This window comes from Holdemania sp. 1001095H_141210_F2 (assembly GCF_015558105.1).
Classification (GTDB): domain Bacteria; phylum Bacillota_I; class Bacilli_A; order Erysipelotrichales; family Erysipelotrichaceae; genus Holdemania.
The window spans coordinates 1-15,157 of sequence record NZ_JADNPO010000047.1 but is presented as its reverse complement, the minus strand read 5'-3'; the positions used below and the strand labels follow the sequence as shown (position 1 = coordinate 15,157).

The following is a 15,157-nucleotide window of genomic DNA, read 5'->3' as shown; positions in this document are numbered from 1 at the left end:
TCTTCGGATTGAACCGCATGATCATAAACGACGGAATCAGGATTGAGATGAAGACAACGCCGATGCCCAGAATATAGATTTCTCCAATGATCATCGGATTGATCTGCACGTTGTATTCTTCTAACAGATCATCCTGAGTGATCTCGGTGAAGTAATTGGTCTCGCCATAATAGAAGTTATTGTTGTTGTCATTCTCATCCGCATATTTGTTTTCCGTATCGACCTGATAGTTCAGCACCATCTTGCCCACCTGCTTGGCGACTAACGAACCGCTGACGACTGACAGGGTGAAGCCGATCAGCGCGACGATGATCAGTTCGACGAAGAACTGCGCCACGATCTTCATCTTGGATACGCCGATCGAAAGCAGCACGCCGATTTCATACTCACGCGTTTTCAGCGTTAAGGCTGTGACGAGGGTGATGATGACGACAGCGTTGATCACGACGATCCAGACGATGATGTTGGAGAACAGCGACAGCGTATCCAGCGGGCGCGCCAGTTTCTTAAACGTATCATTATTGGCGTTCAGAATGACATAATTGCCGGTCTGATCCTGATAATCCTCAACAAATTGATCGACCTGCAGCGGATCCTCTAAAAGATAAACGGCTTTGGAAGCCATGCCGTAATCTTCCTTCGCCATGATGTCTTCCTCTTTATAATATTCCGGCGTCGTCGTCATATAATAACGATACGATTTAACGTAGAAATCATAATATTTGTCGGAAGCGGTCGTCGCTGGCATCAACAGCGTGTTCTGCGGCGATTCATAACGGGCCATCCATTTATATTCGTCAGAATTCGGATCCAGCTGTTCGTTGCTTTTATAGATGCCGATGATTTCCAGAGAAAGAAGCAGATCCTCCTCGGTAATTCCCGAGCCTTCCATCTGCTCGATCTGCGAAGAATCAGTGATGTTGACGCTGATCGTGTCGCCGACGTGCAGGTTGTTCAGCTCTGCCAGTTCCTGCGGAACGCAGACGACGGCAGCGGAATTGTCAATCTCTTCCTGGGTGTAGAAACGCCCTTCCAGCATCTCATAGGTACCGTCCTGGAATTCGATCATATCCGGATAGCGATTGGTCTGCACGCGCAGATCCGCCGGCTTCCAACTATAAGACATCACAGAAACAGCGCCGTCGACTTCCGACTCTGTGTTTTCCTGCGGCTTGTAATTACTGTCAAACTCATTATTCAGCGGAACCGATTCGAAATCTTGGGAATACATCTGCTGAGTAGAGATGAAGTTGACCGCCTTGACCCGGCTGTCCGCTTTCAATTTTTCAATCTTATCCATCGTTAACCGCGGCGGATTTTTATAAAATGCTTCACGTTCATCGTCATCAGTGATCTTATCCGCGTCGTTGTAATAGGCCGTATAATCCAATTCCAGCGAAACGACCGCCCGCATTTTCTGGCGGGTCAGAATCTTTGCATTTTCAGCCGCGTTATTGATCCCCAGTCCAATGATGACCAGATTGCCAATCAGGAAAAAGGTTACGGCCAGAAGAACCGATTTGGAAATCTTCCGGGTCACATTCTTAAGCGCTCGATTGAAAAAATTCATAATTCTCATTCTTCCCTTCTGAGGTTAAAATTCAGACTGTCAACAGTTCAGAGACACAGTCCTCCGCTTTATTCAGCGGCCGGGCTGCCCTCATTGCCGTTCTGATTTTCGTCATTCTTGTCCGGATTATTTAATTTATCCGGGTTATAGAATACTTCTATGCTTAAAGCGTCGCCAGCTTTCACAGTTGTATTCGGATCTACCGGCTCTCCGCCTTTTTTCACACTAATCTGTCCGTCTTCTTTGCCTGTACCTGCTGAATCATTTGTTGACACGTAAGTGAAGCTGCAAGCCAATTTATTCTCATCGCAAAACGACTTCATCGCGGCCTCCGAGCCCAGCGGCGTCAGGCCGATCTGAACCTCTTTCGGTTCCTCCGGCTTCGGCGTACAGCCGCCAGTGGATTTCTTATATCCGATCTTCGCATTCAGCGGCAATGGCCGGTCGCAGCCATGCGGCAGATCTGTTCCATCATTAGCCATGCAGTGATAGCTGATGATCTGGCCCGGTGTCGGATATTCATCCGAGCACTCTTCGCCGTCCCATGCGCCTGCCGTGATGCTGGCGCCGCGGTAATTGACATCGTCAACCCACGCGTTCAACGCCAGGTAATCCTTGCCCAGATATTCGCGGCTGTTGGTCTGCAGCTGCGGCATATACAGGGAAATTGTCAGTTCCAGAACCGTACCGGAATCGACCTGGCTGCCCGCCTTAATCGACTGTGAGATGACGCTGCCGGCCGGCGCATCGCTGTAAACTTCTTTCTTCACAATCGAAACCGCGTTTTCCTTGTTCGCGGCCCAGGCTTCCAGCTGATCCTTCGTATAACCGACTAATTGCGGAACCTTGACGGCTTTCCCCTTGGAAACGGTCAAGGTCAGCGTATCGCCCTGCTTCATCGTTTTACCGGATTCGATCGACTGGGAAACGATCAGTCCGGTCGCGATCGTATCATGGTAAACCTCGACGATCTCCAGCTCGACCTTCTTGCTTTTCGCCCAGGCTTCAGCGCTGGACACTTCCTTCTTCACGAAGTCGTCGACGGTAACCTCACCCGCCGGCTGCGGTCCCTTGGATACGCTGATCGTCAGATTGGTGCCGCGCGTGAAGTTGTTTTCATTCACGGATTTCAGATCGAAAGAAATAACCTGATCCTTTTCCACCGTGTCGCTGTAAACGGTATTCACCTTCACCTTCGACAGCTTGTTCTTGCTGATCCAGTCGTTGATCTCGTCAAGCGTCATGTTCTTGATATCCGGGAATTCGATCTTCTCATCGGGATCGGCGCCCTTGGACACCTCGAAAATCAACGTTGAATCCTTCTTGATCTTGCTGCCTTCTTTTTTATTCTGGGAAATGATCTGATCGGCGTCATAATCCATTGAATATACCTGATTCATGACGATATTCTTGGTGTCGATGCCGTTTTCCTTCGCCCAGATTCCAACGTCGTTGGTCGTCTTGCCGACGAAGTTCTCAACCTTGATCTTCGGGGCAAAAAACAGGAAATACACGCCGATGATCGCGATGATCAAAGCCGCGGCCGCGCCGATCATGATCTTCGGATCCATGCTGCGCTTCGGCTTGACGATGCGTTCCACTTTTTCTTCTTTGAAGCTGTCCGGCTTTTTCTCAATCTCGGAGGCCAGGGAGCTTAAATAATCTTTTTTTGGTTCTGCCATTACGGTTCTCCTCTCCTTTTTCTTTCCATAATCCAAACAGTGTCTGATAACCTTATTTATTATAACATAGCGGATTTCGCATTTTCTTAAATCTTTATGACAACCGTAAACGTGGCGGAAAAAGAAAGGTTTTCTTACCAATACCATGTTTGAAAGAGCCTGTCGCAAAAGAGCCAAAAGAAAACGCCGCGGCCGGCATTTCATCGCCAGCGCAGCGTCTTTGTTTATTTAGTTGAAGTAAACCTTGTCCAGGAAAGCGTTCAGATCCGAGCGCAGCTGCTCGATTTCTTCCCCATAGTTTTCCGATTCATTGCCCGGGGTGCGGTCGTTGACAAACCGGCCGTAGTTGGTCGTGCCCCAGAAGGCTGAGGTATCGTCGTCGAAGACCTTGAAGGCGTTCATGTAAGTATCCCATTTTTCATCTTCAATGCCGACGCCGTCGCCGATATAACCGCGTCCGCCGCCGAGGTAGCCGCAGTTCATGATCGTGAAGTAGCTCTTGTCTTTTAACAGACCTTCCAGACCGTTTGCACCGTCCTGATAAGCAAATTTCTTCGCGAAGACTTTTTCTTTATATCCTTTGACGATGGTGATTTCAGAATCATGCCAGTTCGGATAGACGAAGATCAGATGATCGGCCTGGCTGACCAGATCCTGTTCCTTTTTGATATCTGCCGACGGTTCACCCTGACCGTCCTTGGCGTAATAGAAATCCGCCGCGGAAAGAACCGGATTGAAGTTCATCGTATACAGATCGCGCATTTCCACTTCCATGCCCTGTTCTTCCATGTGCTTCATCGCTGTGCGGGCCATATCCCACAGCACGCTGTTGTGACGCGGATCGCCGATGACAAACAGCGCTTTTTCCTTATCGCTGTCCGTGAATCCAGCCGGCGTATAATCCTGAATGTAGGCTTCCTGAACGATGGAAGCGGAAGTGACCGAATCGACAGTCGGACCGGTAAAAGAATCGGTCTTGGCCGTGCTTTCCGGCGTCGTTGTGGTTTCCGGCGTGGTTTCCGGCGTTGGGGTGGCTTGTGGCGTCTGAGTGGCGCAGCCCGCCAGCATCAGAACCGCAGTCAAAATGAGAATCAGTTTTTTCATGCTTTCCTCCTTGCGTTTTCCGAGTTTTGTGAGCAGGATCGACCAAAAGCTCAGTTTCCGAGTTTTGTGAGCAGGAAAAACTAAAAGCTCAGTTTTCGAGTTTAACGAGCAAGAAAGAACTAAAGCTCTGCCGGAGAATTTCCGGCTTCCGGGATCTATTGTAGCACAAATTTCGACGATGTCCAAGCTCTCACAAAGCAATAAACCGGCGAAAACGCCGGTTTATATCCCATTTTAACAGTTTACAGCGCGGCCTTGAGTTCCAGAAGCATGTCGCGCAGCTCGGCAGCACGCTCGAAATCGAGCACCCGGGCGGCGTCTTTCATCTCCTTCTCGAGATTGTCGATCAGCTTCTGTTGTTCCTTTTTGCCCAGCTTGGATTTTTTCTTCATGTAGCGGGCGGCCATTTCCTGTGTTTCCTTGCCATGGATCGCTTCGCCGATGTCCTTGACGATCGTCGTCGGCGTGATGTGATGTTCTTCATTGTAGGCGATCTGAATCGCACGTCGGCGGTTGGTTTCCTCAATCGCTTTCTTCATCGAATCAGTCATCTTATCGCCATACATGACGACGCGGCCATGCGCGTTTCGGGCGGCGCGGCCGATCGTCTGGATCAGCGAGCGTTCTGAACGCAAAAAGCCTTCCTTGTCGGCGTCCAGTATTGCGACCAGCGATACTTCCGGAATATCAATGCCCTCGCGAAGCAGGTTGATGCCGACCAGCACGTCGTATTTGCCCCGGCGCAGGTCGCGGATCGTTTCCGTGCGCTCCAGCGTCAGTGTTTCATGATGCAGATAGGCAACCTTCAGATCATTCTTTTTCAGATAATCCGTCAGGTCTTCCGCCATCTTGACAGTCAAGGTCGTGATCAGCACACGCTCGTTGGCCGCGATGCAGTGATGGATCTCATCCAGCAGATCGTCGATCTGACCGCGTGTCGGCCGCACTGTGATTTCCGGGTCCAGCAGGCCGGTCGGACGGATGATCTGTTCGACGACCTCGCCATGGACTTTTTCCAGCTCGTAATTGCCCGGCGTTGCGGAAACATAAATTGCCTGATTAACGAGTGTTTCAAATTCTTCAAAGCGCATCGGCCGGTTATCCAGCGCGCTGGGCAGACGGAAGCCGTATTCCACCAATGTTTCCTTACGTGCCCGGTCGCCGTTATACATACCGCGGATCTGCGGCAGCGAGACGTGCGATTCGTCGACGACCAGTAAGAAGTCCTTCGGGAAATAGTCGAACAGGTTCCACGGCCGCTGCCCCGCGGGCCGGCCGTCGATATGCGAGGAATAGTTTTCGATCCCCGGGCAGACGCCGAATTCCCGCAGCGCTTCCAGATCATAGCGGCAGCGTTGTTCCAGCCGCTGTTTCTCGACCAGTTTGCCCTGCCGGTCCAATTCGGCTAAGCGCAGCTCCAGTTCTTCCTCAATTTCCTGACAGGCCCGTTCAATCTGATCCTTCGGCCGGGCATAGCCGCTGGCCGGGAAGACGTTGTAAACCGTGTACGCGTTCTGCAGCTTGCCGGTCAGCGGATCGACTTCGCAGATGCGTTCGATCTCGTCGTCAAACATTTCAATCCGAAGCATGAACGCGTCGGTATGGCCCATGTTGACCTCGATCGTATCGCCCCGCACGCGGAACGTCCCGCGCGCCCGGTCCATATCGTTGCGCTTGTACTGACGGTCGACCAGCTTGCGCAGAAGATCGTTGCGGTCGATGTGATCGCCGACGCGGATCGTGAAGAACATGTCGCGGTACTGATTCGGATCGGACGCCGCATAGATGCAGGCGACGGAGGCGACGATGATCGTGTCGCGCCGTTCCAGTACGGAGTTGACGGCCGCCATCCGAAGCATGTCCAGCTCGTCGTTGGTCATCGCGTTCTTTTCAATATACGTATCCGTCTTGGGCATGTACGCTTCCGGCTGGTAGTAATCGAAATTGGAAACGAAGTATTCCACACGGTTGTGAGGAAATAGCTCCTTGAATTCAGAATACAGCTGGCCGGCCAGCGTCTTGTTATGGGCGAACACCAGCGTCGGCCGGTTGACGCGCTCGATCACATTGCCGATCGTAAACGTCTTGCCCGTTCCGGTCGCGCCCAGTAATACCTGTTCTTTCTTACCGGCCTGTAAGCCGGCGACCAGCTTGTCAATCGCACGGGGCTGATCACCGGTCGGCTTGTATTTGGAAACGAGCTGAAAATGTTCATTCGCCATTGAGGATGCTCACCGCCTTCTGCAGCTGATTGTCGATGCTTTTATCCATCGACCAGCGATAGCGGACGCCCGAAACCAATGACTGCAGCGTGGCGGCGTCCAGCACCCCGCTTGCCTCTAAATTATGCTCCGCCTGATACCGGCGCAGCGCCTGCGCCGTCGAAGCGTCGAAATAGCCGTCGCTGCGGCCGACCGGATAGTCCAGGAAAGCAAGCGCCTTCTGCGCCGAAGCGACATGCTCGCTGACCTGATCGAGCGTATAACTTTCGTCCTCTTCCATCATAAAGGAAGCCGTCGTCGTCTGCAGCACCGGCGGCAGCTCGACGATCTGATCCGGCGTGATGCCGACGCCGTTGATCCATTCCTCGTTCGGCGAGAGCCAGCGGGAGTTCGTGTATTTCAGCACTGAACCGTCGGCGAACGGCCGCTGCACCTGCACGCTGCCCTTGCCGTAGCTCTGCGTGCCAACCAGCGTCACGTCATCGCGCTGTTCCTTCAGCGCCAGCGTCAGCACCTCGGAAGCGCTGGCGGTATCGCCGTTGATCAGGATCACAATTCCTTGAATATTTTCAAACTGTCCGGCCGTCGTATGACTTTCCACCCGCCGGCCGTCCTTGTATTCCTGCGTCATGATCAGTGTGTCCTCCGGCAGAAACAGGCTGGATACGCTGACCAGCGCGTCCAGATAGCCGCCGCCGTTGTCGCGCAGATCAATGATCAGCCGCTCCAATCCCTGCTCGCTCATCATGCTTAAATACCGCTCGCATTCCACGCCGGTCGTCGAGCCGAACGAAATGATTTCCAGATAGCCCAGCGATCCGTCGAGCATTTCGCCATAGACCGTGTTGTTGACCTCGCCGCGGGTGATCGTCATCGTCACCGGTTCGTTGTCGCGCAGCACTTCCAGCTCAACCTGCGTCCCAGCCTCGCCGCGCACCAGATCCGCGACGTCGTCGCTCGGCAGATCGGTCAGATCCTGCCCATCGGCCTTCATCAGGATATCGCCGACCTGCACGCCGGCGTGATAGGCCGGGGAATCGGCGAACACGCGGGTCACGATCTTCGGTCCGGACGCGTTGTACTGAATGCCGATGCCGACGAAATTGTTGTCGATCGCGGTGGAAAACGCCAGCGTCTGTTCCGCCGACATGTAGGTGGTATGCGGATCCAGCGCCGAGCTGCTCATGCCGTAAAGCGCGCTGTCGATCAGATCCTGTTCCAGATTCTCGTCATCCTTGCCGAAATACCATTCATTTTTCATGATGCTGTAAATCGAATCCAGCTTGCCCTGGGCAAACTTGTCTTGATTGACCGTGCCGCCGACACCGGCGGAAGAACGAACAGGATGAAGCGTGCCGCCTAACAAAAAGCCGACGATAAAAACGACCGCCAGCGAGGCGATCATCAGCGCCGTGACCTGCTTGCGCCGCTGACGCTCGCGCATCTCATCCGGCCACAGGTGGCGTTCTAATTTAATCTTCACTGTTTTCTTTTCATTTTCACTCATTCGGGTCACCTCAGTTTTTTTATTGTACCACAGTTTGTCGTTTTGGCCTGACCTCTCTGTTATTTTGAACAGATTTTCATCTTCCAACCGGAAATCGGCTTTAACTTTTTTCAAGTTCTAGTATAGCACAGAGATCGCCCTTTGCCTAGCGTTTCACCCGCAGCGTCCAGTCTGCGAAGACAGCCTCTTTCCCCTCGAATCATTCGGATGACCGGCAGATTTCAGTCTGATCGTGATATAATCAAAGGCAGGAGGAACAACGAATATGTTTAAACAATGTGTCATCGTCGAACCCGTCGGGATGAACGAAAGCGCGCAGGCACGGCTGCGTCAGCTGGCGGAGGAAGTCATCGAATATCCAAACTCCCCGACCAGTGAAGGAGAACTGATAAAGCGGATCGGACAGGCGGACTGCGTGCTGGTCAGCTGGCGGACGGAAATTCCCGCTTCGGTGCTGCGCCAGTGTCCGTCGATCGTCTACATCGGAATGTGCTGCAGCCTGTATTCAGAAGCGAGCGCCAACGTCGATATCGCCGCGGCACGGGAATTGGGCATCACGGTAACGGGCATCCGCGACTATGGCGACGAAGGGGTTGTCGAATATGTATTATACGAGCTGATCGGCTTTCTTAACGGTTACCGCCAGCCGTCGTTCAAGCCGGTTCCACTGGAGCTGACAGATCTGAAGGTTGGCATTCTCGGCATGGGAACCACAGGCCAGATCATCGCCCGGGGATTGATGCATTTCGGCTCGCGGATTCAGTATTACAGCCGGACGCGCAAGCCGGAATGTGAAGCGGAAGGAATGGAATATCAGCCGTTGGACGTACTGCTGCGGCAGAACGACGTGATCTGCGAATGTCTGAATAAAAACGCAATTGTGATGGGGCCGGAACAGTTCCGGTTGTTGGGGGATCATAAAATTGTCTTCAACACGTCGATCGGTCCGGGCCACGACGTCGAAGCGCTGAAAGCCTGGCTGGCGCTGCCGGATACACATTTCTTCTGCGACAGCGAACGGGCATTGGGCGATGAAGCGCTGCTCGATCATCCGCGGGTGCGCTGCTTACGGACTTCGGCTGGCAATTCGGTGCAGTGCATCGACCGGCTGGGACAGAAGGTGCTGGCCAACATGGAAAATTTCCTGAATCAGCGAAACGCTTAATCTCCTCCCTGATTTAAACAGGACAAAAACCAGAGTGAACTTCCGTTCAGCTCTGGTTTTTTTATCGTCTCATTTTTTGAATTTAAATTGAAAACTTCGTCGCCAGTGTTTTCATTGCCCCCGTTTTATGCGCCGGCCCCGGCCTCCAACAGCCGCTCGACCATTTCCGTATAGCCTCCCTGAATCGCGTAATCCAGGACGCTTTTCTGATTCTGATCGCATTGATTCACGTCGGCTCCGGCTTCGATCAGTTTGCGCGCGCAGTCCAGATTGCCGTTTTTGGCAGCCAGGATCAGCGGCGACTGTCCCGCCTGATCGACGCCGTTCAATTCCGCGCCGGCTTCGATCAACAACGTCGTTAACGGCGCATTGTTTCGATAAGCCGCCAGATGGAGCGGCGTGCTGCCGCGGTTGGAGCGCAGATTCACGTCCGCCTGAGCCTGAATCAGCAGCTGGGCGATCATTAAATTATTAGTTCCCGCCGCTAAAAGCAACGGCGTTTCATGACGGTCGTTGACCTCGTTGAGCCATTGGGGATGCTTTTGTATTAACGTCCTGACGAGCTCGCCTTGTCCGCTGAGACAGGCGATATGCAAGGGGGTGTTGCCCTCACCATCCTTCTGGCTGTCGCTGGCTTCCCACAGTTCGCTCGCTTTCAAGCCGTTGGCCGCGGCATAATCGGCGGCGCTGTGGCCGGCATTATCCTTCGTTTCCGGGTTCGCGCCCTGACTGATCAGAAACTTGGCGGCTTCCACTTTTTTATAACTGATCGCACTCATCAGCGGCGTAACGCCCTGATCGTCGCTCACCTCCGCCGGACAGCTTTCCAACAACAGGCCCATGATTTCCCGGTTTCCCACGGCGGCCGCCTGATGCAGCGGCGTAACGCTGTGATTATCCGCCAGCGTCGTGTCCGCGCCCCGCTTTAACAAGGCGATCACGACGTCCCGCTGCGCTTGCGCGCAGGCATAAAACAGCGCGGTCCGGCCTTGCCTGTCGCGTTCGTTAACGTCAAGGTCCGGTTTTTTTAAGAGTGCCAGCGCTACGCCCTTCTGGCCGGTGCGGCAGGCTTTAATTAAGAGTTCAGCCACATTCTCCCTCCTTTTTCAGCAATAAATTGACAACCAGCTCAAATTCATTTTCCACGGCGATGTCCAACGCCGTCATCGACTTGTTATTGACGAGTGATAAATTAATGTCCGGCGCTTGCAGCAGCTGGGTGACCAACGCCGCCGCGCCGGAAGGATCGACACGGTTGCGGGCGCGGATCAGCATCGTTTCCACCGGCGTTTCGCCGATCAGCTTCCGGCCGCAGGCGATCATCAGAGCGGTATTGCCTTCATTGTCCTGCGCGTTGACGTCGCAGCGCTCAAGAATCATGGAAATCAAGTTCTCCGCTTCCGCGCATGGGTGTTCCGCCAGATAATGCAGTGGCTGACGGCCGTCGGCGCTTCGCTGACGCCAGACGTCGCGGGGGATCATCATTTCCAGCAGAATCTCCTGAAATTCCCGGTCTTCCACCCACCAGCCGGCGTCGATATGGCCGCACAGCACGTGCACCGGCGTTTCGCCCTTTTCCGTTACCGGCTGATCCAGCATCGTCAGCTGCCGGGTTAAGCCGCGGAACATCTTTTTGATCGAACGGATCGTTACCGAATGCGTGATCCGCGTCCGGGATTTCAGAGCGGTTAGAAACTGGTAAAGCGCGCAGTTTTCCACTTTACCTTCAAACGCCAGCGGTTCAGCGCCCGCTTCCAGCAACAGACTTACCGCTTCTTCGTTGAGAAACCGGCAGGCCAGCGCCAGCGCGGTCATCCCCTGCTCTTCGCCCTCGTCCAGCGCCGCGTCCAGATCAATCGGCTGGCTGATCCAATAGCGCAGGCTGTCCTGATCGTTCTGGCGGGCGGCTTCAAACAGCGTCAAACCACCGCTGGCTTCCGTCTGTCCGCTTAACAAGGCCGCTACCGCTTTGCCGCCAAACTGCACGGCCAGCTGCCGCGGCGTCAGACCGCTGTTATTTTTCTGTTCAGGATCCTGTCCCAGTTCGAGCAGGATTTCCACAATCCGCACGTAGGGTTGTTCCAGCCGGGCATGGGCTTCGCCTTGCGCGGACTCAATCAGATTCAGACTTCGGCATACAAGATGCAGCGTCGTATCGCCGTCGGACAGCACGATCGCCGCAGGATGCAGATGGAAAAGAAGCAGTGCTTCAAAGATCGGGACGTTGACGCGCTGGGCAGCCAGCTGATAAAACGTCAGTCCGGATTCGTCACGTTTTTCTTTCGGACAGCCGGCTTTCAGCAGACGGACGCAGCATTCGGTTACCAACCCGGGGTATTCGGCAAAATCCCGGAACCGGACCAGACTGTGCAGCGCGGTCCAGCCGTAACGATTCACCGCGAACGGATCGCAGCCGCGGATCAACAATTCCTGAATCATTTTCTCATCCGCCTGCTCCGCCGCCAAATGCAGTGCGGTATTGCCACCGTCGTCGGTTTCATCCGGATCGATCTCGTCGAGAAGCAAGGTCAGCCGCGTCCGGTTATTCTCCGCCAGCGCCGCTTTGAATTGTTCGAGCATGAATTAATCCGTCAGTTCGCCGATCCACGCGCACTGCGCCCAGACGCCCGGCTGACCGTCCTCGTCTTCATCCAGCAGCTCCGTCAAAAGCTCGATGCCTTCCTCAAAGCGCTCGCTGATCCCTTCCTCGCCGTCAAACGCCGCGATCCAGAACAACGAACCAAAGACATACGACAAGCCGAACTCCGTCCAGGAATCAAAGACTTCGATCATTTTCTCAGCGATCTGATCCAGCCAGGCCCAGCTGTCTTCCTCATTGATGTAACCGACCGTATAGCCCCAGCGGACAACCGTCGCCGCCCGGCCGTAATCCCAGCCCAGAATATAATTTTCCGGCAACTTATCCTTGAAATACTGCGCCAGCTTCCAGCATGGCAGCACGGATTCCAGTTCATCCTCATCCTCGGGATCGTCCATCAGTTCCTGCGGATCCGCCGCGGCCTGATACCGTGAATATTTCGCCTGATGCCCGGCTGTCGTCAGCTCGCGCAGCTTCTCCGTCAGTTCCGCCGAATTTGTGATTCCCCAGCTGCTTTGCAGCATATCCTTGATCTGATCAATAAACTCAGGATCCTCTTCCATCGCCAAGCCGTCCATTTCATGAGCATTTTTCAAGCTCATGTAGGCGGTAAGCAAGATTTCAAACGTGCGGAAGGTTTCATGGCTGCGCGAAAGCGTTACGCCCGGTTCTTTTTCCAGAACCCGCAGACTCTGGATCTTCTCATTGATTGATTCCAGATCATATTCCGGATCGCCGTCGCCGCCCAGGAACATCCGCGTGAGCTCCTCCGGATCGCCGCCGAACAAATCCGCAAAATCACCCATGGAATCCGTCAGCCCGGCCAGCGGATTTTCTCCGCCTGCCATGGACGCGCTCAAATTCTGGATCATCGCTTCCGTCTGGGCCTGGATCCGGCTTTCCGTCTGATTCATCATCGCCGCGGCCGCGCCCATCGCTTCCTTCATGACCTGATCCATATCCATGTGCTGCATCATCGCTTCCTGCTGCTGCAGAATTGAAGCGGCGACTTCCTCGCTGGATTTGCCGGAAAACATCGTATCCATCATTTTTTCATATTCTTCCTGAACTTTTTTGTAGTCGTCTGCCATTCTGAACTACCTCCTGTTTTCTAACTTTATTATCCGATCTGTTCCGAAGGAGATCAATGTTTTTCCTGCTTTTTTTGCGAATCGTAAGAAATAGAAAAGGGATGACCTGAAATTCAAAGCCGGGAAGAACGCAATCGGATCATCCTCGCTTCACAGGGACAAGTGTTCAGTGACAATATCAGCCGTATTTTCTGTTGAAAACCGGAACGACCGTTACCGATCATTAAATGTTAATCCTTTCTTTGATGCTTCCTAATTCACAGTATTGAGGTTCACCCTTATGAAATGCTTTGAAGTCAGTCGAAATCTCTCTGATTGAAAATGACTAATCTCTCTGATTGAACTCGTAAAATCGCTCTGATTGAAAACAATTAAACTCTCTGAATGGATTTATAAAATCTATCAGAATGATCGGCGCAGTTTGTATCGAAGGACCAAAAAAGTGTGGAAAAACCTGGACTGCTTCTCATCATTGCCGCAGTGAAATCTACCTTGGCGATTCCGCTGAACCTTTTCATAAACGAAAACTTACCGAACTGATCCTTAACTGGGTTCTTGAGGAAGAAACACTGCAATGAACCGTTAAAGTCATTGGCGCAAAATGAAAGCACAACGCAAAGATCCCTGTTTTCGTGATCCAATCCTATTTTTAACCTTTTTCAGAAGTCCGACAGGCTTTTCTTTGAAGTGCTTGAACGTCATGAGCTATTCAAGAGTTTTTTTATTCCTTTGAGCTGCACTTTCCCAATAAAATAAGAACACCCGGAGACAATGACTGAATATCGTTTCAGCCATTCCTCCCGGGTGTTTTATCCTTCCTGGAAAGCAGGAAATTTTAATTTTCATAAGTAAGTGAACGAAAGCTTAGTTCTTTCGCGCTTCAGATTCGAATTTAATACCCGAAGACCGTTTCCGGTTTAACCCGGCACGGCGCGCCGACGTTAGCGCACAGCCGGTTCAATCCGGCCGCGCCCCAGCCTGCGCCGAAAGCCAGATCGCCGCTCCAGCTGCTGGCATAGCTTTCCAGCGACATCGTGCCGAGCTTAAACACCTCGATATGCACATGCGCGCCAGTGACATTGCCGGACTTGCCGATCGCACCGATCTGATCGCCGGCGTTGACGACCGTTCCGGTTTTTAACGGCGTCCCCGGACTCATATGCAGATACTTCACGGCATAGGTGACGTCGTTAATGCTCGTCAACAGGTACACCTGATTTCCGCCGCCGCGGCTGCCGCCCTGAGCTTCGCCGCAGGAGTTGCCGATATAGCCGTCGTTGGAACAGCCGTCAGCGCTGGCCAACACCACGCCGTTGCCGGCCGCAAAGATCGGCGTGCCAACCCCAGCCGCGATATCCATACCCAGATGAACGCCGCCATTGACGTTCAGGCCATAATGCCAGGTCCCCGCGGACAACCGGCCGCCGCTGGTCGGACGGGTGAAGCCGCTGGAGGTCACGATCGAATCCAACCCCAGCGACTTGATCATCCCTTTTAATTCATTCAGGCTGCCGGAAATCTGATTTCCTTCGGCTTCCAGTTTAGCCGCCTGCTTTTCATATTCTTTCTGCGCCAGCTCGGCCGTCGCCTTTAAGCTGACAACCTGGCGTTTCTTGCTTTCAACGTCCGTCTTCGCGACTTCCAGTTCTTCTTTTTCCACATTCAGCTGTTCCTTATCGGCGTTCAGCTGATCCATCAATGTCTTCAATTCTTCCAGCGACTTCTTATCATAATTCATGATATCGTTAACGCCCTGAATCCGGCGCAGGAGTGAAGCAAAATCCTCCGCCCCCATTAAGAAATCCAGAAACTGATTCGTGTGCATTGTCTGTTGGGAACGGACCAACCGCTGTTCCACCTTTTCCCGCAGCGCGTTAATCTCATTTTCTTTTTGGAGAATCTGTTCTTCCAGCGCCGCGATCGAATTTTCCTTTTCGGTAATCTGCGCGTTCAGCGTGTTGATCTGTCCCTGCAGCGAGGAAATCTGCGAATCATAATCCTTGATTTCCTGACCGACCTTCGCCAGATCGGCTTCAATTTCCTTCCGCTTCTTTTTAATTTCATTCAATTCGTTCTGCAGCTCGCTGTTACGCTTGGCTGCGTAATTCTGACATTCCGTCTTCTGAGCCTCAGTCAGATTGGAACCGGAACACATCGTCAAATAATAAACGTCTTCGTCGTCGTCCGCCATGACCGGCAAAACCATGCCCGTCATTA

General features: G+C 53.1%; 10 protein-coding genes. 1 reads left to right on the top strand and 9 read right to left on the bottom strand.

The window, feature by feature from the left end:
• The 5 genes from I2G61_RS15930 to I2G61_RS15910 form a co-directional block, all read right to left on the bottom strand.
• A partial coding sequence (locus tag I2G61_RS15930; RefSeq protein WP_195548463.1) for an ABC transporter permease occupies positions 1-1,579 on the bottom strand: 1,579 nt, incomplete at its 3' end.
• Positions 1,580-1,638: 59 nt separating this feature from the next.
• The gene (locus I2G61_RS15925) at positions 1,639-3,252 is read right to left on the bottom strand and encodes a PASTA domain-containing protein (protein ID WP_195548462.1); all 1,614 of its coding nucleotides are present in this window, start codon (positions 3,250-3,252) and stop codon (positions 1,639-1,641) included.
• A gap of 228 nt (positions 3,253-3,480) precedes the next feature.
• Entirely contained in the window at positions 3,481-4,356 is an 876-nt protein-coding gene (locus tag I2G61_RS15920) for an NAD(P)H-dependent oxidoreductase (RefSeq protein ID WP_072685642.1), read from the bottom strand.
• A gap of 242 nt (positions 4,357-4,598) precedes the next feature.
• Positions 4,599-6,578, bottom strand: coding sequence for an excinuclease ABC subunit UvrB (gene uvrB / locus I2G61_RS15915; protein ID WP_072685641.1), 1,980 nt, complete (start codon positions 6,576-6,578; stop codon positions 4,599-4,601).
• Entirely contained in the window at positions 6,568-8,085 is a 1,518-nt protein-coding gene (locus tag I2G61_RS15910) for a S41 family peptidase (RefSeq protein WP_072685640.1), read from the bottom strand. The genes uvrB and I2G61_RS15910 overlap by 11 nt, the downstream gene beginning before the upstream one ends.
• 265 nt (positions 8,086-8,350) lie before the next feature.
• Here I2G61_RS15910 and I2G61_RS15905 point away from each other — a divergent pair, with 265 nt between their 5' ends.
• The gene (locus I2G61_RS15905) at positions 8,351-9,250 is read left to right on the top strand and encodes a D-isomer specific 2-hydroxyacid dehydrogenase family protein (protein ID WP_072685639.1); all 900 of its coding nucleotides are present in this window, start codon (positions 8,351-8,353) and stop codon (positions 9,248-9,250) included.
• A gap of 125 nt (positions 9,251-9,375) precedes the next feature.
• Here I2G61_RS15905 and I2G61_RS16825 read toward each other — a convergent pair whose 3' ends face one another.
• From I2G61_RS16825 to I2G61_RS15885, 4 genes are all read right to left on the bottom strand, one after another.
• A complete protein-coding gene (locus I2G61_RS16825; RefSeq protein WP_072685638.1) occupies positions 9,376-10,341 on the bottom strand; it encodes an ankyrin repeat domain-containing protein in 966 nt (321 codons plus the stop codon).
• Entirely contained in the window at positions 10,334-11,830 is a 1,497-nt protein-coding gene (locus I2G61_RS15895; protein ID WP_195548461.1) for an ankyrin repeat domain-containing protein, read from the bottom strand. Before I2G61_RS15895 ends, I2G61_RS16825 begins: the two co-directional genes overlap by 8 nt.
• A 3-nt stretch (positions 11,831-11,833) precedes the next feature.
• A complete protein-coding gene (locus tag I2G61_RS15890; RefSeq protein ID WP_072685636.1) occupies positions 11,834-12,940 on the bottom strand; it encodes a DUF1266 domain-containing protein in 1,107 nt (368 codons plus the stop codon).
• Positions 12,941-13,832: 892 nt separating this feature from the next.
• The coding region (locus I2G61_RS15885) for a murein hydrolase activator EnvC (RefSeq protein WP_195548460.1) at positions 13,833-15,157 on the bottom strand (1,325 nt) is incomplete at its 5' end.